At 38.9% G+C, this 22900-nt stretch carries 21 protein-coding genes, 2 rRNA genes and 2 pseudogenes; 6 read left to right on the top strand and 19 right to left on the bottom strand.

Annotation, left to right across the window (positions count from 1 at the left end):
- Positions 1–38: 38 nt before the first annotated feature.
- The 7 genes from G7061_RS07850 to G7061_RS07880 all read right to left on the bottom strand — a co-directional run bounded on the left by G7061_RS07850 (position 39) and on the right by G7061_RS07880 (position 10115).
- A 23S ribosomal RNA gene (locus G7061_RS07850) occupies positions 39–2946 on the bottom strand.
- Positions 2947–3236: 290 nt separating this feature from the next.
- Positions 3237–4773 (bottom strand): 16S ribosomal RNA (locus G7061_RS07855).
- The 16S and 23S rRNA genes sit together here, the layout of an rRNA operon.
- 312 nt (positions 4774–5085) lie before the next feature.
- Positions 5086–5865 carry an ABC transporter ATP-binding protein gene (locus G7061_RS07860; protein ID WP_159641872.1) on the bottom strand — a complete coding sequence of 260 codons (780 nt, stop codon included), beginning with the start codon at positions 5863–5865 and terminating at the stop codon, positions 5086–5088.
- The gene (locus tag G7061_RS07865) at positions 5858–6763 is read right to left on the bottom strand and encodes an ABC transporter permease (RefSeq protein WP_159641875.1); all 906 of its coding nucleotides are present in this window, start codon (positions 6761–6763) and stop codon (positions 5858–5860) included. Before G7061_RS07865 ends, G7061_RS07860 begins: the two co-directional genes overlap by 8 nt.
- Positions 6763–7722, bottom strand: coding sequence for an ABC transporter substrate-binding protein (locus G7061_RS07870; RefSeq protein ID WP_159632982.1), 960 nt, complete (start codon positions 7720–7722; stop codon positions 6763–6765). Before G7061_RS07870 ends, G7061_RS07865 begins: the two co-directional genes overlap by 1 nt.
- A gap of 309 nt (positions 7723–8031) precedes the next feature.
- Positions 8032–8952 (bottom strand): ABC transporter substrate-binding protein, encoded by a 921-nt coding sequence (locus tag G7061_RS07875; RefSeq protein WP_166120292.1) that lies wholly within the window; start codon positions 8950–8952, stop codon positions 8032–8034.
- A 200-nt stretch (positions 8953–9152) separates the two neighbouring features.
- Entirely contained in the window at positions 9153–10115 is a 963-nt protein-coding gene (locus G7061_RS07880) for an ABC transporter substrate-binding protein (RefSeq protein WP_159632988.1), read from the bottom strand.
- Positions 10116–10414: 299 nt separating this feature from the next.
- On the opposite strand from G7061_RS07880, the gene G7061_RS07885 reads away from it, so the two are divergent.
- On the top strand, positions 10415–12163 hold the full coding sequence (locus tag G7061_RS07885; protein ID WP_166120295.1) for a M3 family oligoendopeptidase: 1749 nt from the start codon (positions 10415–10417) through the stop codon (positions 12161–12163).
- Positions 12164–12187: 24 nt separating this feature from the next.
- On the opposite strand, the gene G7061_RS07890 is transcribed toward G7061_RS07885, so the two are convergent.
- The 12 genes and pseudogenes from G7061_RS07890 to G7061_RS07950 form a co-directional block, all read right to left on the bottom strand.
- Complete coding sequence (locus G7061_RS07890) at positions 12188–12436, bottom strand: hypothetical protein (protein WP_159632994.1); 249 nt, start codon at positions 12434–12436, stop codon at positions 12188–12190.
- A gap of 53 nt (positions 12437–12489) precedes the next feature.
- The gene (locus G7061_RS07895) at positions 12490–12810 is read right to left on the bottom strand and encodes a hypothetical protein (protein WP_159632997.1); all 321 of its coding nucleotides are present in this window, start codon (positions 12808–12810) and stop codon (positions 12490–12492) included.
- A gap of 63 nt (positions 12811–12873) precedes the next feature.
- Positions 12874–13629 (bottom strand): tyrosine-protein phosphatase, encoded by a 756-nt coding sequence (locus tag G7061_RS07900; protein ID WP_166083271.1) that lies wholly within the window; start codon positions 13627–13629, stop codon positions 12874–12876.
- A 2-nt stretch (positions 13630–13631) separates the two neighbouring features.
- The gene (locus G7061_RS07905) at positions 13632–14354 is read right to left on the bottom strand and encodes a CpsD/CapB family tyrosine-protein kinase (RefSeq protein ID WP_166120299.1); all 723 of its coding nucleotides are present in this window, start codon (positions 14352–14354) and stop codon (positions 13632–13634) included.
- 8 nt (positions 14355–14362) lie between these two features.
- Entirely contained in the window at positions 14363–15070 is a 708-nt protein-coding gene (locus G7061_RS07910; RefSeq protein ID WP_166120302.1) for a YveK family protein, read from the bottom strand.
- Positions 15071–15252: 182 nt separating this feature from the next.
- Complete coding sequence (locus tag G7061_RS07915; protein WP_159641898.1) at positions 15253–15660, bottom strand: DUF2185 domain-containing protein; 408 nt, start codon at positions 15658–15660, stop codon at positions 15253–15255.
- Positions 15661–16269: 609 nt separating this feature from the next.
- Positions 16270–16602, bottom strand: coding sequence for a hypothetical protein (locus G7061_RS07920; RefSeq protein WP_166120306.1), 333 nt, complete (start codon positions 16600–16602; stop codon positions 16270–16272).
- A 388-nt stretch (positions 16603–16990) separates the two neighbouring features.
- Positions 16991–17290 (bottom strand): annotated as a pseudogene (locus tag G7061_RS07925) (hypothetical protein); the annotation flags it as partial.
- A 119-nt stretch (positions 17291–17409) separates the two neighbouring features.
- Positions 17410–17670 carry a terminase large subunit domain-containing protein gene (locus tag G7061_RS07930; RefSeq protein WP_166120312.1) on the bottom strand — a complete coding sequence of 87 codons (261 nt, stop codon included), beginning with the start codon at positions 17668–17670 and terminating at the stop codon, positions 17410–17412.
- Between the two features lie 1220 nt (positions 17671–18890).
- Entirely contained in the window at positions 18891–19352 is a 462-nt protein-coding gene (locus G7061_RS07940) for a DUF1307 domain-containing protein (protein WP_166120315.1), read from the bottom strand.
- 741 nt (positions 19353–20093) lie between these two features.
- On the bottom strand, positions 20094–20846 hold the full coding sequence (locus G7061_RS07945; protein ID WP_166120317.1) for a hypothetical protein: 753 nt from the start codon (positions 20844–20846) through the stop codon (positions 20094–20096).
- A gap of 193 nt (positions 20847–21039) precedes the next feature.
- Positions 21040–21345 carry a hypothetical protein gene (locus G7061_RS07950; protein ID WP_166120321.1) on the bottom strand — a complete coding sequence of 102 codons (306 nt, stop codon included), beginning with the start codon at positions 21343–21345 and terminating at the stop codon, positions 21040–21042.
- A gap of 125 nt (positions 21346–21470) precedes the next feature.
- On the opposite strand from G7061_RS07950, the gene G7061_RS07955 reads away from it, so the two are divergent.
- From G7061_RS07955 to G7061_RS07970, 5 genes and pseudogenes are all read left to right on the top strand, one after another.
- Positions 21471–21659 (top strand): transposase, encoded by a 189-nt coding sequence (locus G7061_RS07955; RefSeq protein WP_166117940.1) that lies wholly within the window; start codon positions 21471–21473, stop codon positions 21657–21659.
- A 242-nt stretch (positions 21660–21901) separates the two neighbouring features.
- Positions 21902–22105 (top strand): IS3 family transposase, encoded by a 204-nt coding sequence (locus tag G7061_RS11010; protein WP_370456909.1) that lies wholly within the window; start codon positions 21902–21904, stop codon positions 22103–22105.
- A gap of 12 nt (positions 22106–22117) precedes the next feature.
- Entirely contained in the window at positions 22118–22390 is a 273-nt protein-coding gene (locus G7061_RS11015) for a DDE-type integrase/transposase/recombinase (protein WP_370456910.1), read from the top strand.
- Between the two features lie 6 nt (positions 22391–22396).
- Positions 22397–22615: an integrase core domain-containing protein gene (locus G7061_RS11020; protein ID WP_166120327.1), complete on the top strand. Its 219-nt coding sequence runs from the start codon at positions 22397–22399 to the stop codon at positions 22613–22615.
- A 52-nt stretch (positions 22616–22667) separates the two neighbouring features.
- Positions 22668–22853: pseudogene (locus G7061_RS07970) on the top strand (tyrosine-type recombinase/integrase); the annotation flags it as partial.
- Positions 22854–22900: the final 47 nt, after the last annotated feature.

Raw genomic sequence — 22900 nt, forward strand, 5'->3', positions numbered from 1 at the left:
TAACAGAAGACTTTGTATCTTTTCAAATAGTCGTTATTGTGATTAAAACCTCGACCTATTAGTATCAGTCAGCTACACATATCACTATGCTTCCACCTCTGACCTATCAACCTGATCGTCTCTCAGGGGTCTTACTACTTACGTATGGGAAATCTCATCTTGGAGTTGGCTTCGTGCTTAGATGCTTTCAGCGCTTATCCAGTCCATACTTAGCTACCCAGCCATGCCCTTGGCAGGACAACTGGTACACCAGCGGTATGTCCATCCCGGTCCTCTCGTACTAGGGACAGCGCTCCTCAAATTTCCTACGCCCACAACAGATAGGGACCGAACTGTCTCACGACGTTCTGAACCCAGCTCGCGTACCGCTTTAATGGGCGGACAGCCCAACCCTTGGAACCGAATTCAGCTCCAGGATGCGATGAGCCGACATCGAGGTGCCAAACCTCGCCGTCGATGTGAACTCTTGGGCGAGATCAGCCTGTTATCCCCAGGGTAGCTTTTATCCGTTAAGCGACGGCCCTTCCACGTGGTACCGCCGGATCACTAAGCCCGACTTTCGTCCCTGCTCGACTTGTAGGTCTCGCAGTCAAGCACCCTTCTGCCTTTACGCTCGTCGATTGATTTCCAACCAATCTGAGGGTACCTTTGGGCGCCTCCGTTACTCTTTAGGAGGCGACCGCCCCAGTCAAACTGCCCACCTGACACTCTCCCGGACCCGGATTACGGGTCGCGGTTAGATCTTCAAACTTACAAGAGTGGTATCCCAATGGCGACTCCACATAAACTAGCGTTCATGCTTCATAGTCTCCCACCTATCCTGTACATGTAAATTCAAAGATCAATATCAAGCTACAGTAAAGCTCCATGGGGTCTTTCCGTCTAGTTGCGGGTAACCGGCATCTTTACCGGTACTAAGATTTCACCGAGTCTGCTGCCGAGACAGCGCCCAAATCGTTACGCCTTTCGTGCGGGTCGGAACTTACCCGACAAGGAATTTCGCTACCTTAGGACCGTTATAGTTACGGCCGCCGTTCACTGGGGCTTCAGTTCAATGCTTCGACTCATGGTCTAACACATCCCCTTAACCTTCCAGCACCGGGCAGGCGTCACCCCCTATACTTCGTCTTGCGACTTTGCAGAGAGCTGTGTTTTAGTTAAACAGTCGCTTGGGCCTCTTCACTGCGGCTCTTCTCTAAAAAGAGCACCCCTTCTCCCGAAGTTACGGGGTCATTTTGCCGAGTTCCTTGGCAACAGTTCTCTCGCTCACCTCAGGATTCTCTCCTTGCCTACCTGTGTCGGTTTTGGTACGGGCCAAACCATAATTAACGCTAGAAACTTTTCTTGAGAGCTGGCATCGGTTACTTCGCTACTTCCTCACGGGTTCACTCCTCATAACGCCTTTGCTTTATATGGCGGATTTGCCTACCATACGGCTCCTTCGCTTAAACCGGCTCTTCCATTCGCCGGCTTAACCTAGCCTTCTCTGTCATTCCTTCACTTATGGCTCGGGTACAGGAATATCAACCTGTTGTCCATCGACTACGCTTTTCAGCCTCATCTTAGGTCCCGACTTACCCAGGGCGGACGAGCCTTCCCCTGGAAACCTTAGGCAATCGGTGTGTCAGATTCTCACTGACATTTCGCTACTCACACCGGCATTCTCACTTCTATACGCTCCAACGCTCCTCACGGTACATCTTCAACGCTGTATAGAACGCTCCCCTACCACTTGTATTACTACAAATTCGCAGTTTCGGTATCATACTTAGCCCCGGTAAATTTTCGGCGCAGGGTCACTCGACTAGTGAGCTGTTACGCACTCTTTCAAGGGTGGCTGCTTCTAAGCCAACCTCCTAGTTGTCTGTGCATCCCCACATCCTTTTCCACTTAGCATGAATTTTGGGACCTTAACTGGCGATCTGGGCTGTTTCCCTTTTGACTACGGACCTTATCACCCATAGTCTGACTGCCATCTACTTCTCCACTGGCATTCGGAGTTTGATTATATTCAGTACCCCGAGATGGGGCCATCATACATTCAGTGCTCTACCTCCAGTGGCCTTACGATGACGCTAGCCCTAAAGCTATTTCGGGGAGAACCAGCTATATCAGAGTTCGATTGGTATTTCACCCCTAGCCACAACTCATCCGCCAGCTTTTCAACGATGGTCGGTTCGGTCCTCCATTTGGTTTCACCCAAACTTCAACCTGGTCATGGCTAGATCACTCTGTTTCGGGTCTACCACAATGTACTTCGCGCCCTATTAAGACTCGCTTTCGCTTCGGCTCCGTCTTTTCCAACTTAACCTTGCACATTATGAGTAACTCGCCGGTTCATTCTACAAAAGGCACGCCATCACCCTTTAACGGGCTCTGACTTCTTGTAAGCATACGGTTTCAGGATCTATTTCACTCCGCTTCCGCGGTTCTTTTCACCTTTCCCTCACGGTACTGGTTCACTATCGGTCACTAAGGAGTATTTAGCCTTACCGGGTGGTCCCGGTTGATTCCGACAAGGTTTCACGTGCCTCGCCGTACTCAGGATTCCACTAGGGTAATCGCAGCTTTCGTCTACAGGGTTTGCACCTTCTACGACTGGCCTTTCAATGCCATTCGACTAGCTTTAATTAATCCCACATTGTGGTCCTACTACCCCATCTCGAAGATGGTTTGGGCTCTTCCCGTTTCGCTCGCCACTACTCAGGGAATCACTGTTGTTTTCTTTTCCTCTTGCTACTAAGATGTTTCAATTCGCAAGGTTGCCTCACTATAGACTATGTATTCATCTATATGTAATACTGCATTACCAGTACTGGGTTCCCCCATTCGGATACCTCCGGATCGTTGAGTACGTACCTCTCCCCGGAGCATTTCGCTGTTAGTCGCGTCCTTCATCGGCTCTTAGTGCCTAGGCATCCACCGTACGCCCTTACATATTTAATCACATGTAATTTCGCGCCTGATTGTTTAAAATCAGTTTTTGTGTTTATCGCTTCGATAAACGTGTGTTCGCTTTGCTTTTAATTGCTTTTAGTTACTGTTTGTTTAACTTGATGTAAATCTAGTTTATACAACTATTCGAAAAGATATTCTGTTGATAACTTTATGTCTATCTATCTCTTCTGTTATTCAGTTTTCAAAGATCATTCTTTTGAAAAGCTTAATAGCCTCTCAAAACTAAACAGGAAACTCTTGTGTCAACTTCTGCTTCTTACTAAGTTATTACTCCTTAGAAAGGAGGTGATCCATCCCCACCTTCCGGTAGGGATACCTTGTTACGACTTAACCCCAATCATCGGTCCTACCTTCGACGGCTTCCTCCCTTTCGGGTTAGACCACCGGCTTCGGGTATTACCAACTCTCATGGTTTGACGGGCGGTGTGTACAAGGCCCGAGAACGTATTCACCGCGACATGCTGATTCGCGATTACTAGCGATTCCGACTTCATGGAGTCGAGTTGCAGACTCCAATCCGAACTGAGACGTACTTTCTGAGATTCGCTTCACATCACTGCTTCGCTGCCCTCTGTATACGCCATTGTAGTACGTGTGTAGCCCAGATCATAAGGGGCATGATGATTTGACGTCATCCCCACCTTCCTCCGGTTTATCACCGGCAGTCTCTCCAGAGTCCCCAACTTAATGCTGGTAACTGAAGACAAGGGTTGCGCTCGTTGCGGGACTTAACCCAACATCTCACGACACGAGCTGACGACAACCATGCACCACCTGTATCCGCCATAACTATTACATATCTCTATGCTTTTGCGCGGTATGTCAAGACCTGGTAAGGTTCTTCGCGTTGCTTCGAATTAAACCACATACTCCACCGCTTGTGCGGGCCCCCGTCAATTCCTTTGAGTTTTACGCTTGCGCGCATACTCCCCAGGCGGGATACTTATTGCGTTAACTACAGCACTGAATTTCTCCAACACTTAGTATCCATCGTTTACGGCGTGGACTACTAGGGTATCTAATCCTATTTGCTCCCCACGCTTTCGAGCCTCAGCGTCAGTTACAGGCCAGTTAGCCGCCTTCGCCACTGGTGTTCCTCCATATATCTACGCATTTTACCGCTACACATGGAATTCCACTAACCTCTCCTGTACTCAAGTCTACCAGTTTCTATGGCATCACGGGGTTGAGCCCCGAACTTTCACCATAAACTTAATAAACCGCCTGCGCTCCCTTTACGCCCAATAATTCCGGATAACGCTTGCCACCTACGTATTACCGCGGCTGCTGGCACGTAGTTAGCCGTGGCTTTCTGGTAAGGTACCGTCATATAGCTAGCATTCCCTCTAACTATCGTTCTTCCCTTACAACAGAGCTTTACAACCCGAAGGCCTTCTTCACTCACGCGGCGTTGCTCGGTCAGGGTTTCCCCCATTGCCGAAAATTCCCTACTGCTGCCTCCCGTAGGAGTCTGGGCCGTGTCTCAGTCCCAGTGTGGCCGGTCACCCTCTCAGGTCGGCTACGCATCATCGTCTTGGTGAGCCGTTACCTCACCAACTAACTAATGCGCCATAAGCCCATCTCATTGTGATGTATCCCATCTTTAATTAAATCAAGATGTCTTGACTTAACCTATCCGGTATTAGCTGACGTTTCCATCAGTTATCCCAGGCATTGAGGCAGGTTGCTTATGTATTACTCACCCGTTCGCCACTAAGATTGTAAGAAGCAAGCTTCTTACGCTCTTCGTTCGACTTGCATGTATTAGGCACGCCGCCAGCGTTCATCCTGAGCCAGGATCAAACTCTCCATTTGATTCTTTCTCATTTTTATACTCTGACGAGTTTTGTTTATTTCTTGTATTTCTTTTGAAATTGACGTTTCCTGTTTAGTTTTCAAAGACCATTTCGCACCCAAGTTCCCTTGAACGCTTGTACATAATACCACTGGCATAAGGACCTGTCAACCGAATCAACACATATTTCGCACATTTTTTGTAATTTTATTTCAGCATTTTTTTCTATCCTTATTATATGTAATTATTCATTTGTGTATGAATTATTAAGGCCTACAATTTTGATTCCATAAATAAAAAAAGACGATCATGGATGACCGTCACATTTTTCTTCAAATTGTTTCCTCGAATGCATTCTCATGTTCCACAAATAATTTGATAAGCGTTTCGCGTGTTAATTTTTCTTTTGCCTCACCTTTAACATCAAAGATAATTTTCCCACCATGAAACATCAATAACCTGTCGCCATAATCAAGTGCATGTTGAAGATTATGCGTCACCATAATCGATGTTATTTTACGTGAAGCAATCATCTTATCCGTGAGCATCATAATCGCTTCTGAACTCTTAGGATCTAGTGCCGCTGTATGTTCATCTAACAACAATACTTCCGGATTGTTCATCAATGCCATAAGTAATGAAAGTGCTTGACGTTGGCCACCCGATAATTGCCCAACTTGGACATGAAGTTTATCTTCCAAACCCATATCTAATGTCTTTAATTGCGCGACAAATTCTGCTTCTTTATCACGTCGAATTGCCTTTTTTAGATTGAACAAGTTTCCCTTATCGACTGCCAAAGATAGGTTTTCGAGCACTGTCAAAGATGGTGCCGTCCCTGACATTGGATCTTGGTATACACGTGAAATCTTTTTAAATCGTTTGAAATCACTAACTTTTAACAGGTCTTCTTCATTGAATGAAATTTCTCCTGAATCAGGTGTCACTTGGCCCGTTACAAGATTTAACAATGTCGATTTCCCACTACCGTTTGAACCAATAATTGTGACAAATTCGCCATCTTCAATTTCAACACTTAGGTCTTCGTAAAGCGTTGTTTCTGCGATGCTATTTACATTAAATTTTTTCTTAATATTGTTGAGTTTAAGCATTTACTTCGCTTCCTTTCCCTAAGTATTTTGATAGTTTGCTTTGGTTGAGTAGAATTGCACCAACAAAAATTACTACAGTTGCTAGTTTTAGATGTTGAGGATCCATATTGAATCGTAGTGCAATTGCGATGATGAATCGGTATACAATAGCTCCTAAGATAACTTTAGTGGTTTGTTTGAACTTCAATTTTCCAAAAAGTGTGGTTCCTAGTATGACGGAGGAAAGTCCAAGTACAACCATTCCTGTTCCGAGTGAAACATCAAAGTAACGACCTACTGAAGCTGCGACACCACCACTTAAGGCTACAATACTGTTCGCAAGTGCAAGGCCAAGTATTTTTACCGTGCCCACATTATGTCCAAGTGATGTAACAAGTCCTTCGTTATCACCTGTGACTTTTAATAAGTATCCTACACGTGTCGTAAGCAACGCATCTATCATTAATTTGATAAGGACTACGAGAATAATCATGACGATTATCTGAAAGTTATCAACTATGAATGATGGTGCCCCCATATTTTCTAACCAGGTGGTTGAAAAAATATTGTCGTATTTGAATAATGGAAGGTTTGATTTTCCACCTGCCACCATCATATTAATTGAGTACAGTCCTGTCATCACCAATATTCCACTTAAAAGTGCTGAAATTCCAAATTTTACATGGAAAACGCCCGTTACAATACCAGCCAAGAACCCACCGGCCATTGATGCCAAGAGTGCAACCCATGGGTTTACACCATTAATAATTAAGATTGCGCTGATGGCAACACCCAATGGGTAGGTACCATCAACACTTAAATCTGGTATATCTAAAATTTTATAGGACAGCATGACTCCCATCGACATGATGCCATAAAGTAACCCCTGTATTAAAACATCTATTACAAATCCTAACATTATCGAACTATCGCTCTTTCTAAGACACTCGTTGGAATCGTAAGTCCCAACTGATCTGCCATTTTTTCACTTACAAACAACTCTGTACTTGAAGCAGTTTGTACTGGAATCTCTTTAATTGGTTTGTTATCAACTAAGATTTCCTTAATCATATGACCTGCTTGAATTCCTAGTTTTTTGTAGCTTACTGAGTCGCTTGCAAAGATTCCTTGATCAAACTGTCCTGATTCAGCCATGAAGACTGGTTTGTTTTCTTTTAGTGCTTGTTGGACAACAAGTCCTGTTGCTGTTGCAATCATATTGTCGTTAACAATGAAGAGTGCATCACTGTCAAGTGCAACTTGAGTTGCTGCTTGAGCTATTTCATTCGGACTGCTAACGCCTTTTTCTACAACTTCAAGGTCGAGCGGTTTCGCAATTTCTTTGATTTCTTTAATTTGGTTTTGACCATTTACCTCACTGGTGTTGAAGAGAATTCCGATATTTTTCATTGACGGTAACATTTCTTGCATCAATGCAACTTGTTGTGCGAGTGGCGGTAAATCACTAACACCTGTGATGGAACCTTCGGGTGCGGTTGGATTTTCTACCAATCCTGCAGCTTTAGCGTCAGAAACAGCGCTAAATACAACTGGAATATCTGTGCCTTCGACGGCATTCATCGCAACTTGTGCTGATGGTGTTGCAATCGCAAAGATCAAATCTACCTTGTCATTTACAAATTGACTTGCAATCATGGATGCATTGCTAGCATCTTCATTTGCATTTTTAACTTCGACTGTAATCGTATCGGCAACGCCAGCTTCGATTAAGCCTTCTTTCATTCCTTCTAATGATTCATTGAGTGCTGGGTGTTCACCCCACTGGATAACTCCCACCTTGAATTCCGATGTCGGCTTTGAAGCACATCCGGTTAATACTAGTAATACAATAATTCCTGCTGTTATAATTTTTTTCATTTTCTTTTCTCCTAACGTTATAACAAAAAAGCCACGCTACGTGGCTTAGTGTTTCAAAAGTTAGGGTTTAATAACCGTTATTGATTCAATGAGCCTCGTAGATATTTTAGTAACACAAAATAGTTAATATCCTAAAGGCTATTAACTGGTTATCTAAAATAATAATAGTTGCTCATTTGTTGGGCACGTGTAACGTTATTGATATTTTGAGTTTTCATATTGTTGTTCCCAACCTTTCTTCTGTTCACACATTAACAGATTTTATTTCGGTTGACAACCCTCTTACTCAATTATATGAAAATTTATTCATCAGAATGTAAATTCTGAAAACTCTTCAGGAATCTTTATACCCAATTCTGTAGCGACTTTTTGGTTTATTTTAGTAACCTTATGTTCTGGTGTTTCAATCTTTAATTTTTTTTCGTTAAGAGCGCGAAGTGCGAGTTTTGCCGTCTGTCTTCCGATTTCAACATAATTAATCGAAACACTTGCAAGAATTCCTTCTTCTAACTGACCATCTTCGGAAGCATAGACAGGAATTGATTTTTTATTGGCATGATCGACGATCAAAGATGTACCAGAAACATTCAGATCATCTGTTATCACAAACATGGCATCAACTTCTTGCGTAAGCATTGGTAATGCAACACCGAGTTCTTGAACGTCATTAACACCTTTATTCACAATTTCTAATTGTGTACTGGCTGCCGCAGCTTTAATTTGTTCCACCTGATATATTCCATTCACATCTCCAATACGGTTAACGATGCCAACTTTTTTTACATCGGGTGTTAGTTTTTCGATAAGTTGCAATTGTTGAAGATAAGGTGCTGTATCGGTAACACCTGTTACAAAGTCCATTGCGTCGGTAATACCGATAGCCTCTGGATTACTGACAGCACTGAAAATGATTGGTATATTATCATGTTCAAACACATTAATTGCCGTTTGTGCTGATTGGGTTGTTATTCCAATGACTGCATCTACTTCCTCTTGCTGTATACTTTGGGCATTCATCATCAAGACTGAAGTATCTGCGTTGGCATTTTTGTATACAACATTAACACCTTGCTCTTCAAATATTTCTTCAATACCTTGATACGTATCATTTAGTGAAGCAAAGTCTCCAAATTGCAATACAGCAATTGTTGGCCTGTCCTTCTGTTCCGAATTGCTGCTGCACCCTGATAAGAGCGTCAAAACCACTAAAACTATCATGAATCTTTTCATAAATTTCCTCCTTATACACAAAAAAAGACTACGCGTAAACCACGTAGTCTTTAGATCTTACTAAGAATCGGTGTGCCCAAGCGAAAAGGGCTACTGCTTAGCCCTAATATTCAATTCGCTTGTTGCTCCATCGTTTCATGTACATAAGACACCTCTTTTGTTAATGTAACTTTATCACATCGTATTTCAGAAAACAAGTGTTACCTTTCAGAAATGTTTGCGAGCACAGTTTCGGATAGTTCAATTCCGAGTTGGATCGCCACATCTTGATTGACGTATAAGACCGTTTCTTTTGATTGATATACTGGGAGCGTTGTGATATCTGTGCCATTTTCTAAAATATCATAAATCATAAGACCTGCTTGTTTCCCTAATGTCATATAGCTTAACGAGGCTGTTGCAAGAATCCCCTGGTCAAACTGTCCATCTTCACTCGCAAATACAGGTTTGTTGGATCGATTTGCAACATCAATCAGTGTTGCGGTTGCTGCTACAACCATATTGTCAGTGATGTTAAAGAATACATCGACATCGGCCGCTAATTGGGTTGCCGCTGTAGAGACATCCATCGTATTTGAAATCCCTTTAGCAACAATTTCTAGACCCAATTTAGGTGCAGTCTGTTTCAATAAATCGACTTGAACTTGGGAGTTGATCTCACCAATGTTATAAAGGACACCTACTTTTTTGGCATTGGGTGTAATTTCATTAATGATTCCCAATTGTTTTTCAAGTGGACTCATATCGCTAACGCCGCTCACATTTCCTCCTGGAACTTCCAGTGTTTGTACTAAAGCTCCTGCTACAGGATCTGTTACAGCATTGAAGATGACTTTAATATCTGTTCCTGATGTCGCGTTCATTGCCGCTTGTGCTGCATTTGTTCCAATAGCATAGATTAGATCAACTTTATCAGATACAAATTTATTTACAATTAAATCGGCATTGAGTAAATCACCTTGCGCATTTTGATAATCAATCGATACTGTTTCACTTCCAAGTTGTGTTTCAAGTTCTTGCTTCATTCCTTCATATGCAGCATCCAGTGAAGGATGATCTGCCAATTGAATAACTCCAATTTTGTATTTTGCAGTGTTTTGACTACATGCTGTTGTAAACAAGAGCATCACCATAGTTAATAGAATCACAGTGTATTTTTTCATACGTCCTCCTTCTCAAACAAAAAGCCATATCATTCGACATGGCTTTGAAATACACGTTGTGAGTTAGCCAAGTCGATTTCCATTAGAAAATGGTTAATCTCGTTGGCGAAATTAACCGATTATCTAAAGAAAAAGAAAAAGCTAATGTTTGTTATATTGTGATTGTTGACCATAAGATCCCAACCTTTCTAGTGAAAGATTAACATTATTTTACATTTGTTTCAATACTATTTTCATAAATCAGTGATAATTGTTTCATTCTAGTGGTATAATTACACAGTAAAAGGAGACTCTTAATTATGTATACTTGGTCATTAGACGCATTATATTCAGATTTTAATGAATCTTTCGATAACGACGTAAACCGTCTTAAATCCCAGATTCAAGCAATGCAAGAAAGTGCTGCATCTTTAGAAACAATGGAGGATTTGGAGGCTTGGCTTAAACTCGATGCTGAAACCAGTGCAAATGCACAGTCGTTATTTAGCTATATTTCTTTACGCTTGTCTACAAATACGACTGATATAGAAAGTAATAACGCATATGGTAAGTTACAACCACTCGTCACCGAAATGTCAAAACCTTATGCTCAATTTAAAGCATTCATTGCACATCATGGTGATGCACTTGAATCTTGGATTGCTTCAAGCCCACTTATTGCAGAACACGCATTTATGCTTCGTGAAATTGCAAGTGAAAGTAAGCATTTATTGAATGACGATGTCGAAGAAGTCATTGCTAAAATGAAAATGAACGCATCCTCAAACTGGAGCAAACTTCAGGGACACCTCACCTCACAAATAACAACTGAAATTGATGGAAAAACATATACATTATCATCAATTCGAAATCTTGCATACAGTCCCGATGCTGCAACTCGTAAAATTGCATATGAGAAGGAACTCGAAATGTATCAAGGTATAGAGGATGCGGTTGCCTTCGCATTGAATAGTATTAAGGGCGAGGTCAATACACTCTCTGAGATGCGTGGTTATGAGTCAGCGTTAGAAAAAACACTCGCGGATTCTCGTCTGTCAAAAGAAACCCTGGATGCTCTTATAGCGGCAATCGAATCGTACTTACCTGTATTCAGAAAATACTTTAGCCACAAAGCAACACTGTTTGGTCATGAAAACGGCTTACCGTGGTATGATCTGTTTGCTCCATTCGAAACAAAGAATCCTAAAACATATACCATTGAAGATTCTCGAACCATGATCCTTGATAGCTTCGGAACATTTTCTTCAGACCTTCATGACATGGCACAACGTGCCTATGACGAAAAATGGATTGATTTCTTACCTCGCGAAGGAAAACGAGGCGGCGCATTTTGTTCAAATCAACCTCAAATCAAGCAAAGTCGTATCCTCACAAATTTTGACGGTAGTATGTCTGATATCATTACTCTTGCTCATGAATTAGGACATGCATACCATGGAATGTTGATTGAGGACCTTTCAATTTTAAATACAGATTATACGATGCCTGTCGCTGAAACAGCATCAACGTTTTGCGAAAATGTTGTTCTCAACGCTGCTCTTGTCGAAGCAAGTGATGAAGAGAAGTTGGTTTTGATTGAGAACTCCATTTCTGACTTAGCACAAATAACCGTTGATATTCTATCGCGATACAAATTTGAGAGCGAAGTTTTCGAACGTCGCAAAACTGAGTTTCTGTTTGCTAAAGATCTAAAAGAAATTATGATTCAGGCACAAAAGGATACCTATGGCGATGGGTTGGATCAAAACTACATGCATCCATACATGTGGATCAACAAAGGACATTACTATAGTGGTGGACTGAGCTTCTATAACTTCCCATATGCATTTGGTGGTTTATTCGCACTTGGATTGTTTGGGAAGTATCAGGAAGAAGGAGCAGCTTTTGTTCCGCAATACCAAGAACTTCTTAAGGCAACAACTACAGCTTCATGTGAAGATGTTGCCGCATTGGCTGGAATCGATGTTACCAGTGTCACTTTCTGGGAATCCAGCTTGAAAGTCGTTGCTGAACGTATTGAAACATTCATTGCACTTACAAAAAAATAAATCTGTGGATTTCCACAGATTTTTTTATATATCTAAACGCATATGATACTCAAGCTGTTTTACTTCATCACCCATTTGACGATTTGTTTGTTTTGCCGCTAGAGTTTGTTGCATTACCTTGAGATACGAATAGTAAAATTGATTCTTTGTATCTGTAAATAGGGTTGCCGCAGCAACAAATAGGGTTGCAATTTCGATGAGTGTTAACGTCTCGAAATGTTCAGCAATATATTTTACTCTATCTAAAATCTCTATTTGAATTTCTTTGTCCATTGTATCACCTCTTACCTCTATTGTAGCACCATAACATAGAAATTAGTGTGAAATTAGCGACCGATTTCAAATTGAATTACGTTTTTAAGAACTTGTTCACGGTCAGGTGTAAGTTTGCGGATTCGGATACATGATTTTCCAATCGCAGTCTTACCAAACGTAGTTTCTACGGCTTTTGCTAATTCTTGATTTTGCGACCATGTCATGGCATAGACATTCACCGTTTTATCGTATTTTTTCAAACTCACTACCGGTGTTTCGGCATTGCTCAAATACCATGCGAGACCTTCAAATTTTCCCAAATGATATTCCTGCGCAGGACTGCCAACAATTTCTGAAATTATGTGTACTAAGCGTTGCTCAATGTGTTCCATGTCATCACCTCTTAGCAGTATTATGCCATAAAAAAGAACTTAAGATTTTACTTAAGCTCTTTTTTACAGATATCGACCGAATATTTTTCGAAATGGTCGTGGTTGATGAACAACAACGCACTCTCCCTTAAAAACTAACTGTGCATTTTCGTAACAACGTTGTAAATTCTCAAATAGTTTTGTACCAAAGTATTGTTTCTGTAAATCGGAAAGATTGGGTGCTCTTCGATCACAGTTATGAGCATCTGACGCGATTAAATGGACAAGATCTTTTTTTAACATCATTTTTGCAAGTTGTTGTTGGTGTGCGTCCACAAAAGTTGCTGCATTCATTTGAATGAGAACGCCCATTTCGATTAGCTCTATCAAGATATCAGAGGACGCTAATAAGTATGGATAACGCTCAATATGCGCCAAAATTGGCGTATATCCGTTCGAAATGATATCGCGCAACGTATCCTTTAATCGTGATGGATATATTTGGGTCGGAAGTTCAATGAGTAAATAATCTGTCCCTTCAATAACCAAGTCATCCAATTGTACAGTTGCGAGTTGGGGTGAGAAATAGAGTTCTGCACCTAATTTTAAGGTTATTGGATAGGATTTCTTTTTAATTAAAGACTGAACTTCTTCACAACGTACTTCGCGAACCTTCACAAAATGATTTATGTCATCTTTTTCAAGATTAAAGTGCGGGGTTGCAACCAGTTGATGCGTAGCTTGCGCTAGGTGGCATCGCAACAATCCATCAACTGCATTCAGATTTTCGGGGCCATCATCAATATCATGAAGAATGTGTGTATGGATATCTGTAATCATGATTACTCTCCATATTCGTAATTATATGAGTATGGCGTTGCTCCGCTTTTAACTTTCGAGTCATCGTAATAATTCATAACTGATCCTAAGAGGGTCGCATGTGTTTGCTCGAGCTTGCGCTTTGCAGCTAACACGACATCTCTTTCTGCGAAATTTTGTCGTACAACTAACAATGTACCATCAATATGAGGAGCCATTACACTCGCATCCGTTACTACATTGACTGGTGGAGTATCAATAATAATGAAATCATAAGTCTCTTTTAAAGATTCTAACATTGGTGCAAAGTTTGCCCCTCCGAGAAGCTCTGATGGGTTAGGCGGTATAATTCCGGATAGCATAACATCAAATTGGTATATTGTGTGCAGGTAGATTGCGTTTTCTGCTTGAACTTTCCCTGCTAGAACCGCAGACAATCCATGATTACCTGTCTTCTTAACGCGCAAATATTCTCTGAGTGCAGGTTTTCTTAAGTCAGCATCAATCAACAATACTTTTTTCTCTGCTTCTACCAACACCTTAGCAAGATTGATGGCTACTGTACTCTTTCCTTCATCTGGAATTGAACTGGTTATCATAATGGTTTTGACTTCATCTTGAAAACCCATGAAACTTAATCCAGAACGCAATGTTTTGTATGACTCGACAAATGCGAATGGTGATTTATCATTAATAATTTCAGTTCTATTTTTAATTTTTAGGGGTTGTTTCGTTTTATTGAACATTGTGTCTCCTACTTCCGTGTCGAAACCGATACATCTGGAATTACTCCAAGTACAGGTAAATCTAGTGCATTTTCAAGGTCATCAACACGTTTAAATGTCTTATCCATAAGATGTCGTATGACGATTCCAGCAATTGTTAGTATTGCTGCTCCGGCTGATGCGAGCATTACATTTCGCATTGTGTTTGGAGAAACAGGTTTTGATGGCGTTGTTGGATTAGAGATTACTTTAACAGAACCCGCTTCTACCATCTCAACAATTTTATTGGGCGCAATCTCTACAATTGCGCCTGCAATCGCTTGGGCCATTTCCGGATTATTATGACGTACCGAAATTCTCATCACTTGAGTATTATCTACCGACGATACCTTAACACCTTCACTGAGTGCCTTAGTCGTCATTTTAAGATCTAGTTTATCATTTACTGGAGCCATTACGGAATCACTTTTAATGATAACGCCATATACATTCGCAAGACCTTTCGCTGAATTAATATCATCATTTGTGATACCACGATTTCCTTCACTTTGACGATTGTTGACAATCATGGTTGCACTACTTTCGTAAATCGGTGTTATTGCTATCTTGGTGTAAAGAAGACTAAGGATTGCAGCACCCGCCATTACCATTATTATAAGTAAGCTATGTGGCTTCACTGCATTTACCAGTTCCGAAATCTCTACATCTTGGGTTTGTTGCTTCTCAAATTCATTCATTCTTTTCTCCATTATCTATCGCATTTTAATGCTTTGCAGCATCGTTTAACGTATCTATTATAACTTACTTATTCTCATTAACAATGGGAAAGTGGTTTTATTTTAGGTTTATTTTAAGTATTTGTTATGTTTGTTAAGGTGACAGTTTCAATAAAAAAACCACTTTTAGTTAAAGTGGCTTGTTATCTATCTTGCAGACTCATGACAATTCCTGACTGTTCATCATCGACAATAAACAAATCATTTTCGGTACGAATTAAGTGTGTACCAACCGGTGCTGTCAAGTATGGAATTATATCTTGATCGTAATTACAGACTGTATTCAATTTAAACACATGATGATTGCTAGCATGACTCATATACTCATTGCTTTCGTCACCTTTTAGAAAACGCCACCCACTGTCCGGATAATCGGGGTTGGGTTCATCTCTAAACATGTAACCAACCTTCCACCCTTCTTTTGTAATCATATCCGATACAATGCAACCATCGCCTGTAGGTTCATCCCAGTCAATAAGGTGTCGAACATCAAGCTTGATGAAACCATCACGAGTATAATTTAATTTTTTCCGCGTATTTCGTTTGAACATGATTTCCCCTCCCTTATAATCTGTCTTCCTATATTCACTTTAACACAACAATTTTGGACAATTCATAAATCGAAGCTTTTCACACCATTTTATTAAATGACCATAGTTTGTAATGCGAATATGTTGAAATTATGATTCGTGAGTTTGATGTCACGATTGCTTATTTAGTCCTCTCAATTGAATCTTAAGTCATCTACCATCGAAATGTGTCGAACTATTATGGTATTTTATTATCCAAATAAATAAAAAGCCCACTGTTTAGTGGGTAAAATTTCATATGACGAGAACAACATTTCTCCGTCTTTTTCTTGTACATGCTTAGGAACTAACTTTCCTAATGCCCTCGCCTTTGGTCTTATAGCACTTCTTACAATATCTGATTTATAGATATTATTTACAAACTGGAAGTTTGCAAAGTCACCATCATGGATCATTTCAAATCGAGTTGTTCAGTCTTTTTCTTTCTTAAATCTATCAAATAATCCCATACTCTCCCTTTCTGGATTTTTGACATATACGTATCATAATCGTTAACCAAGACTACATACGCATCAAGTAATGACGCAAATCCATCAATTCTTCGATTTCTATTTTTAGGTTTGATTGGCTTTATATTTTATTCTCGTCTTGCTTTACTTCAACATTTGCTAAACACCACTCAAGAATTGGACTGTCATAAATCATATTTTTATCTCGAATTTCTGTTCCTAGTGAGTGCATCGGTGACGAGAGAGTTTTTACACCTTGATAAACCGCTATAGGAACATCTTCAACAAAATGCTCAATCAACTTATCCCTTAAAGCTGCGAAGGAAAAACCACCATATCCAATTTTATGAAGCCAAATATCATCAAGTTCACGAACTTCAACAAACCATTCATAAACATCTAAGTAATTAATTTGGTTCCCAGCGCAAGTCTTAGGTAACTTTGTTGTTCCCAAATCCTATATGGAACTTTATAACTATGCTCCTTATACTCTATAACTGACTCTGGAGTCCAGTACATCTGCTTGACATATATCTTCGGATCATTAGGAACTTTGAATAAGACCGTTGCACGCGTTAAGTCTGTTATTATGGACATACCAACACCGCCAATTACATAAAGTGGTTTTAATGCAATTCGTTGTTTGGTTCATGTGTGGCTAACACAAAGCTACGACGAATAACATCTCCATTTTCATCTTTTACTTGTATATCTTCCAAGTTCAACTATGAACTAGCTGAGTTTTCAGGAATATTAAAGTCTTTAGCAACTAGGTTTGCAACTTTTTGGGGGTCACGCATCGCATTATTTACTTTACGTTCTAATTCGTCGATTTTTTTAATTTACTCTAGACCTGGATTTGCTTTGTACCACATTTCCGAATTTTGCCACTCGTCTTTTGAATCGAGTTCATACACAACAAATAGAATTGATTCATCAAGTTCTTTATATTCTGTATATGCATTTATCTGATCCGTAGCATCCTTGTAGAAATCATCCCACACAGCTTCACGTATAAACCCTGCTGTAGAAGTCATAAATACTAGCCAATTATCACGTGCAGAAGCCCAATCAACAATGACATCATACATATTCAGATCTGTCCATGCTTCAATTTCATCCATTGAAGCTCCGTGTGGGTTTAGACCATCAAGTTACTGGCTATCTCTTCCAAGTAGTTTAAACGAACCTTCGTTGTTAAATGATACAACTTCTGAGACTTTTGTCTTTTCTTGCTGCATTAACACCGGGCTTTTCCGAATCATCTTCGTTGCTTCTTCCCATATGATTTTGCTTGGTCACGTTTTGTTGCGACTGCATAAACTTCAGGACCTGCCTCGTCGTCGGCTATCAAAAGATAGAAGCTGATTGCTGCCGCAAATGTTGACATACCATTTTTACGTCCAATGATAAGCATAACAACTCTGCACTTACGTATTGTTGTTCCAGTTCTATCGATTCCGAACACGACATGTACAATCGCAGTCTGCCACAATTCCAAGATAATAGGCTTTCCGCCCATTTTACCTTTGGAATGCCTGCAATATTTTTCGATAAAATCTTGTGCATATTGAGCCAACTCTTGTCGATATTCAAACTTTGAATTAAACCATAATACTTCACAAATGTACCAATAGAGAACTATAACTTTTCGACCAACAGTAACTTCCCCACTTTTTATCTGATTATAATATTTAAAAATTGGATTCATTGTGGTCTATCAAACGATACCATTACTGTTTCTTTTAGAGCACTGTCAGGCAACAAATCACTGAGTTGTTTGGTAATTGATTGGTAGTTTTTATTCATGGTGTTATAAACCCAACAACAGGCCTTCCTTTATCGTATAGCTCTAACTAATCCGACTGCGAAAATTGTTCAATAGATCCATTTTCATTGATATCTACCCCATAATCTTCTAAGGTTACACGCATAAATTCAGCTCTTCTAATCAAACCTTCAACAACATCGTGCTTATCTTGGCCTAATTCTGCAAAGATTTTACCTAGTCTTTTGATTTCTTTTTTTTATGCGTTTGTCTCTTGTAGGTGGCTCTCTCGCTGTTGTCATGATATCTCCCCTCTCTTTTGGAGTAGAAGGTTAACGCGCAAGGCGTGTGTTAAAATGCGAAGGGCATACGGTCTTTAGGGTGACTCTACTTTGTCATTTCGAAGGGGGGGATATCCTGTTCTATTTCAATTAGCCACTCTTGTTTTTATTTCAAACTAGTTCTATTTTGTTTAAAAGCATATTCAATTAATTCATGTTGAGTCGGTAATCTTTGATACTCTTCTATGTGTGATTCTCTTACCGCTTCGTAGTCCATACCTATGTCCTCATTTCTGTACAAGATTCCCGTAATCATCAAATGATAGTCCACTTGCTGTTCTTTCATTTTTTCAGATGTGTTCTTCGTTATGATAATCTAAGCAAAGATATTCTAGATTATCATGATTTAAAGTTACAAATGGATTGTTTATATTACTTGGTCTTATGCAGTCAATATGATGAACAATGAATCCTGGAGTTACCTTCCCCTTTAATCGACATCGCTCGCAAAGGCAGTGAAATTTGTCGATGTAACTGGCTCTGCACTGTTTCCATGTTCTACTATTGTAAAATGATTTTGCGATTTTTTTCCATGTCCAGAACCCTTCCTAACTTTACCCAAAGAAAAAGACGCGATATGCGTCTTAATTTATTTTGTTACTGCGCTTCGCATGTTAATCCAAGAGATTCAAATCATTTTTGCGTTTCTTTAACACTTAGATAATCTACATCAGAAGTATCAATTAAATCGGCATCATATAGTTCTTTCAATGAATCTTTTTTAAAATCAATTATTGTCGTATCAGAAACAATTGATTCACCATTTATTTCAGAGGTGTATTGTACACCTTCCAAACTAGTATAGTCTGATTTTATTAATTCCATTAATAATGGCAAGTCATCAACAGGTAATTCAGCAAGTTCCAACATTTCCTTCATATCGACAGTGTTTTCGTTAGTTAATTGTGTTACCTTATTTCCTTGGGCGACAATTGTATTTTTACTTTTGCCACCATTAATTTCTCCAGAACAAACAATTATTGTTTCTTTACTAGAAGTGCATAGTAACTTTAAGGTACAATGACCAACTATACAATTAAATAAGTTTTTTCTTTCTTCGTTACTTCGACCAAGTATTTTTTTCGTAATTTCCATCCATATTGTTTACTTCTTTATTATTTACATCATTTTTAAATTTATTATTAATTCTTTTGTGTTTACGACCGGATGTATTTTTCAACCTTTCCCTTTCCTAAGATTAATAATTTAATCTTAGCAAAACCCTACCTGAGATACTAGTAGGGTTTTAGTTGTTCGAGCTAGAAAGAAGAAAAAATGATTTCAAAACTCGGATCAGTGAGTCAAAGCCTTGATGTTGTTAAAACTATAATGTCACAGGTTCGGTCCTTCTCCATTATTAACTAGAAGCTTACTAATTTTGTTTTGAATCTATCCAATGCCAAATCGATATTAAAAAGACGAAACCAAAAAAAATCATTAAGCACATATTAATTAGAAGAAAAGAACTTTTGACTCCCAAAATCAGCAATAAATATTGGCTTCCTAAAATAATAAACATCGAAATCATCAATGAAAAAATAGTATTAATGATTCTTTTTGACATCAGAATTTGATCTTTTTTTCCGATTGGTACAAGGAAGTTCATTCGTTTTTTTATAACAGACATATCTATTTTATCAAGAACAAGAATAAAGAATGCTGTCATCACTCCGAAGCCATTTAAAACATCAACATAGTTTTTCTCTATTACTGATTTATCTACAAACCTTAAGATTGTAAAGTATACTACGATAGTTGCAAGAAAAATTGAAAATTGCACCACTTTGTAACTATCCCTGTACATAAGAACAATTTTTTTACAAGACTTGAGTATCATCAAAGTGTCACTTCTCTTCTTAATTCTTCATAAATAGTTTCAAGCGGCAGAGTAACTTTATCATTCCAACTACTATATTCTTTCAATAGCTCAACTTTTTTTGATATTTGAGACCCCAAAACTACTTGTCGACCTTCCGCATCAAAACCTTTTGCCGTAATAATAGTTCTAGAACCAGCACTATCATCCATCAAATTGTTAAATCTATCTCTATGTATAAACCTTGATCCTTCATCACCAAAGAATAATTCATATGATCTCGTCTTGATTCTCTCACTCTCAAATATTGAATCAATCATCTCCATCTCCGGATTAACTGGTTCATTCAATACCATTTGCCCCTCTGATTTAGTAGTTAGTTTTAACGATTTAATCTTTTCAAGATCATCTCTTTCAATTACATGAGAGATTTGACTCGAGTTTACACTAAAAAAGTCCTTTAAAATCAAAGTAACATCTGTTAGATTTCCATCATAATACACATTACAATTACGGGTATCTACTATAATAAATCGACACTTAACCAAATCATATTCAAGTTCATCCATTACTATCGTTAAACCTTCATAATTCCCTTCATTTCTATCTCTTGCCCCAATCGAATTGCCACTTGTTTTTATATACATTGAGTATATATGAATCATATTTGAATCGAATGACTTATGTTCTTTAATTCTATCAGCTATGGCTGAGTAATCATTATTATTACGACTCATATCTTCGCAGTCGATTTTAAGAATCTTCAATATCATGTATATCCTCCACACACATTATGTACATTCATTATACACAAAACCCTACCGAAGTTCGATAGGGTCAGCAGACATAAAAGGGGAAATAAACATTGCGTAAATGGCTTCTTTAGCTTGAAAGCCACACTAACATAATATCACCGAAAAGCGGGGCGCGACGGTCATATTATCTCTTTACAACCGTTTCTCTTGATTATTTAATTAAAGAATTTGATATTTGAGAATTCGAGAATCCCAACGATCGCATGAATAAGATAATATCTATTTCACTTGGCAACACAAACCATGTTGATGTATTCCCAACACTTGGGAACCCCCATGTTTCCTTAGCACTACCATTCCATCTGATAGCATAGCGGTTTGTACCATCATATTCAACTAATGCGAGACAGTATCTTTTCCCTTCATCATCACTCATGCCCTGATCATGAAGTATCTTCTTAACTTTGACTCCGCCACTATGCAAAGCAATTGGTTCAATATATTTTTTTGTCGCCATTTAATAGCCCTCCTGTTTATATAATCTAATCATAACAAAACCTTCTCGATTCGGGTAGTGTTCTAGTAAACTAAAGTTGCTACACCTTGGTTGAGAAATGATAAAATCAAATCAAGGAGCAACTTATGAAAAATTATAGTAAAGAAACAAAAGATGAAGTCATACGATTACATCTTAAAGAAGGAAGAACGATTAAAAGTCTTACTCAAGAGTATCATCTTGGAAGTGGAACACTACAATACTGGCTTAGAGAACTTCGCAAAGAATGCCAAAACAACCCTTATATCGAAGAAGTCACATTATCACTCGAATAATCAAAAAGACTTATTCTAGAAATTAGAGAACTTAAAAAGGAAAATGAATTCTTAAAAAAAGCAGTGGCATTCTTTACAAAGGAAATCAATTAAGTGAATATCAGTTTATTCAAGAACATGGTAAAAACCTAGGAGTTCGTTGGTTATGTCGTAAATTTAAAGTGAGTATGAACGCATATTGCAATTATCTGAAACAGAGAAAAGCGCCATACTGTGAGCAAAAAGCTAAAGTATAACGCTTTATTAGTGAATCATACCATAGAAGTAACGGAACGATGGGAACTAAAATGATGACATTTTATTGTGCTAATCATGGATACTCCTACTCCCTTGCAACTATACGAAAATATATGAAGGAACTTAATATTTCATCAATTATTCGGCGTAAAAAGCAACCAATCAAGACAGGCAAACAACATAAAGTGTTTCCAAATCTTATTCAATAGAATTTTCATGCAATAAAACCAAATCGTCTTTGGTGTGTTGATTTCACTTATTTGTACTTGAGGAATGGAACACCTCGATATAATTGCACGATAATTGATGTATATGATCACAGAGTGGTTGCCTCTCAAAATAGCACTTCGATTAATTCTCGTTTAGCTATTAATACGTTGCATAAAGCATTATTACGCTATTATCCAGATAAGGGATTAATTTTATATAGCGATCAAGGGAGTCAATTCACAAGTAAATTATTTAGTGATTTCTGTAAGCAACGTGTTATCTAGCAAAGCTTGAGTCGTGCAGGATGTCCATATGACAATGCAGTCATGGAGCGATACTTCAACACACTCAAACACGAATGTACGAACCATTATACATTTACTACAAAAGAAAGGATGGATGAGATTATGGATAAATTTGAGGAAGATTGGTATAATAGCCAACGCCCTCATACATATAATAATGGGTTATCACCCAATCAAATCTATATCAACTCAACCTTACTGTAGCAATTTACATTGACTAGAACACAGTAGACTTGCTGCTAGAGGTCTCCATAAGCTACCCAGAATAACCATTCATGGATTCAGACATTCGCATGCGACAAATTTAATAAATAACGGTGTTAATATTGTTTCTGTCTCGAAGAGACTCGGACATTCAAATATACAAACAACATTAAATGTCTACACACACTTGTTGGATAGTAAAGAAGAAACTGTCATTGAAACAATTGATAACCTTTGAAATTGTGGTACTTCTGTGGTACTTCCAACATTCAGACAAATAAAAAA

The organism is Erysipelothrix sp. HDW6B (assembly GCF_011301115.1).
GTDB lineage: Bacteria > Bacillota_I > Bacilli_A > Erysipelotrichales > Erysipelotrichaceae > Erysipelothrix > Erysipelothrix anatis.

Excerpts from the sequence above, each read along its gene's own strand:
- G7061_RS07860 (WP_159641872.1), bottom strand. The coding sequence starts at position 5,865 with ATGCTTAAACTCAACAATATTAAGAAAAAATTTAATGTAAATAGCATC.
- G7061_RS07865 (WP_159641875.1), bottom strand. The coding sequence starts at position 6,763 with ATGTTAGGATTTGTAATAGATGTTTTAATACAGGGGTTACTTTATGGC.
- G7061_RS07870 (WP_159632982.1), bottom strand. The coding sequence starts at position 7,722 with ATGAAAAAAATTATAACAGCAGGAATTATTGTATTACTAGTATTAACC.
- G7061_RS07875 (WP_166120292.1), bottom strand. The coding sequence starts at position 8,952 with ATGAAAAGATTCATGATAGTTTTAGTGGTTTTGACGCTCTTATCAGGG.
- G7061_RS07880 (WP_159632988.1), bottom strand. The coding sequence starts at position 10,115 with ATGAAAAAATACACTGTGATTCTATTAACTATGGTGATGCTCTTGTTT.
- G7061_RS07885 (WP_166120295.1), top strand. The coding sequence starts at position 10,415 with ATGTATACTTGGTCATTAGACGCATTATATTCAGATTTTAATGAATCT.
- G7061_RS07890 (WP_159632994.1), bottom strand. The coding sequence starts at position 12,436 with ATGGACAAAGAAATTCAAATAGAGATTTTAGATAGAGTAAAATATATT.
- G7061_RS07895 (WP_159632997.1), bottom strand. The coding sequence starts at position 12,810 with ATGGAACACATTGAGCAACGCTTAGTACACATAATTTCAGAAATTGTT.
- G7061_RS07900 (WP_166083271.1), bottom strand. The coding sequence starts at position 13,629 with ATGATTACAGATATCCATACACACATTCTTCATGATATTGATGATGGC.
- G7061_RS07905 (WP_166120299.1), bottom strand. The coding sequence starts at position 14,354 with ATGTTCAATAAAACGAAACAACCCCTAAAAATTAAAAATAGAACTGAA.
- G7061_RS07910 (WP_166120302.1), bottom strand. The coding sequence starts at position 15,070 with ATGAATGAATTTGAGAAGCAACAAACCCAAGATGTAGAGATTTCGGAA.
- G7061_RS07915 (WP_159641898.1), bottom strand. The coding sequence starts at position 15,660 with ATGTTCAAACGAAATACGCGGAAAAAATTAAATTATACTCGTGATGGT.
- G7061_RS07930 (WP_166120312.1), bottom strand. The coding sequence starts at position 17,670 with ATGGGCGGAAAGCCTATTATCTTGGAATTGTGGCAGACTGCGATTGTA.
- G7061_RS07940 (WP_166120315.1), bottom strand. The coding sequence starts at position 19,352 with ATGGAAATTACGAAAAAAATACTTGGTCGAAGTAACGAAGAAAGAAAA.
- G7061_RS07945 (WP_166120317.1), bottom strand. The coding sequence starts at position 20,846 with ATGATATTGAAGATTCTTAAAATCGACTGCGAAGATATGAGTCGTAAT.
- G7061_RS07950 (WP_166120321.1), bottom strand. The coding sequence starts at position 21,345 with ATGGCGACAAAAAAATATATTGAACCAATTGCTTTGCATAGTGGCGGA.
- G7061_RS07955 (WP_166117940.1), top strand. The coding sequence starts at position 21,471 with ATGAAAAATTATAGTAAAGAAACAAAAGATGAAGTCATACGATTACAT.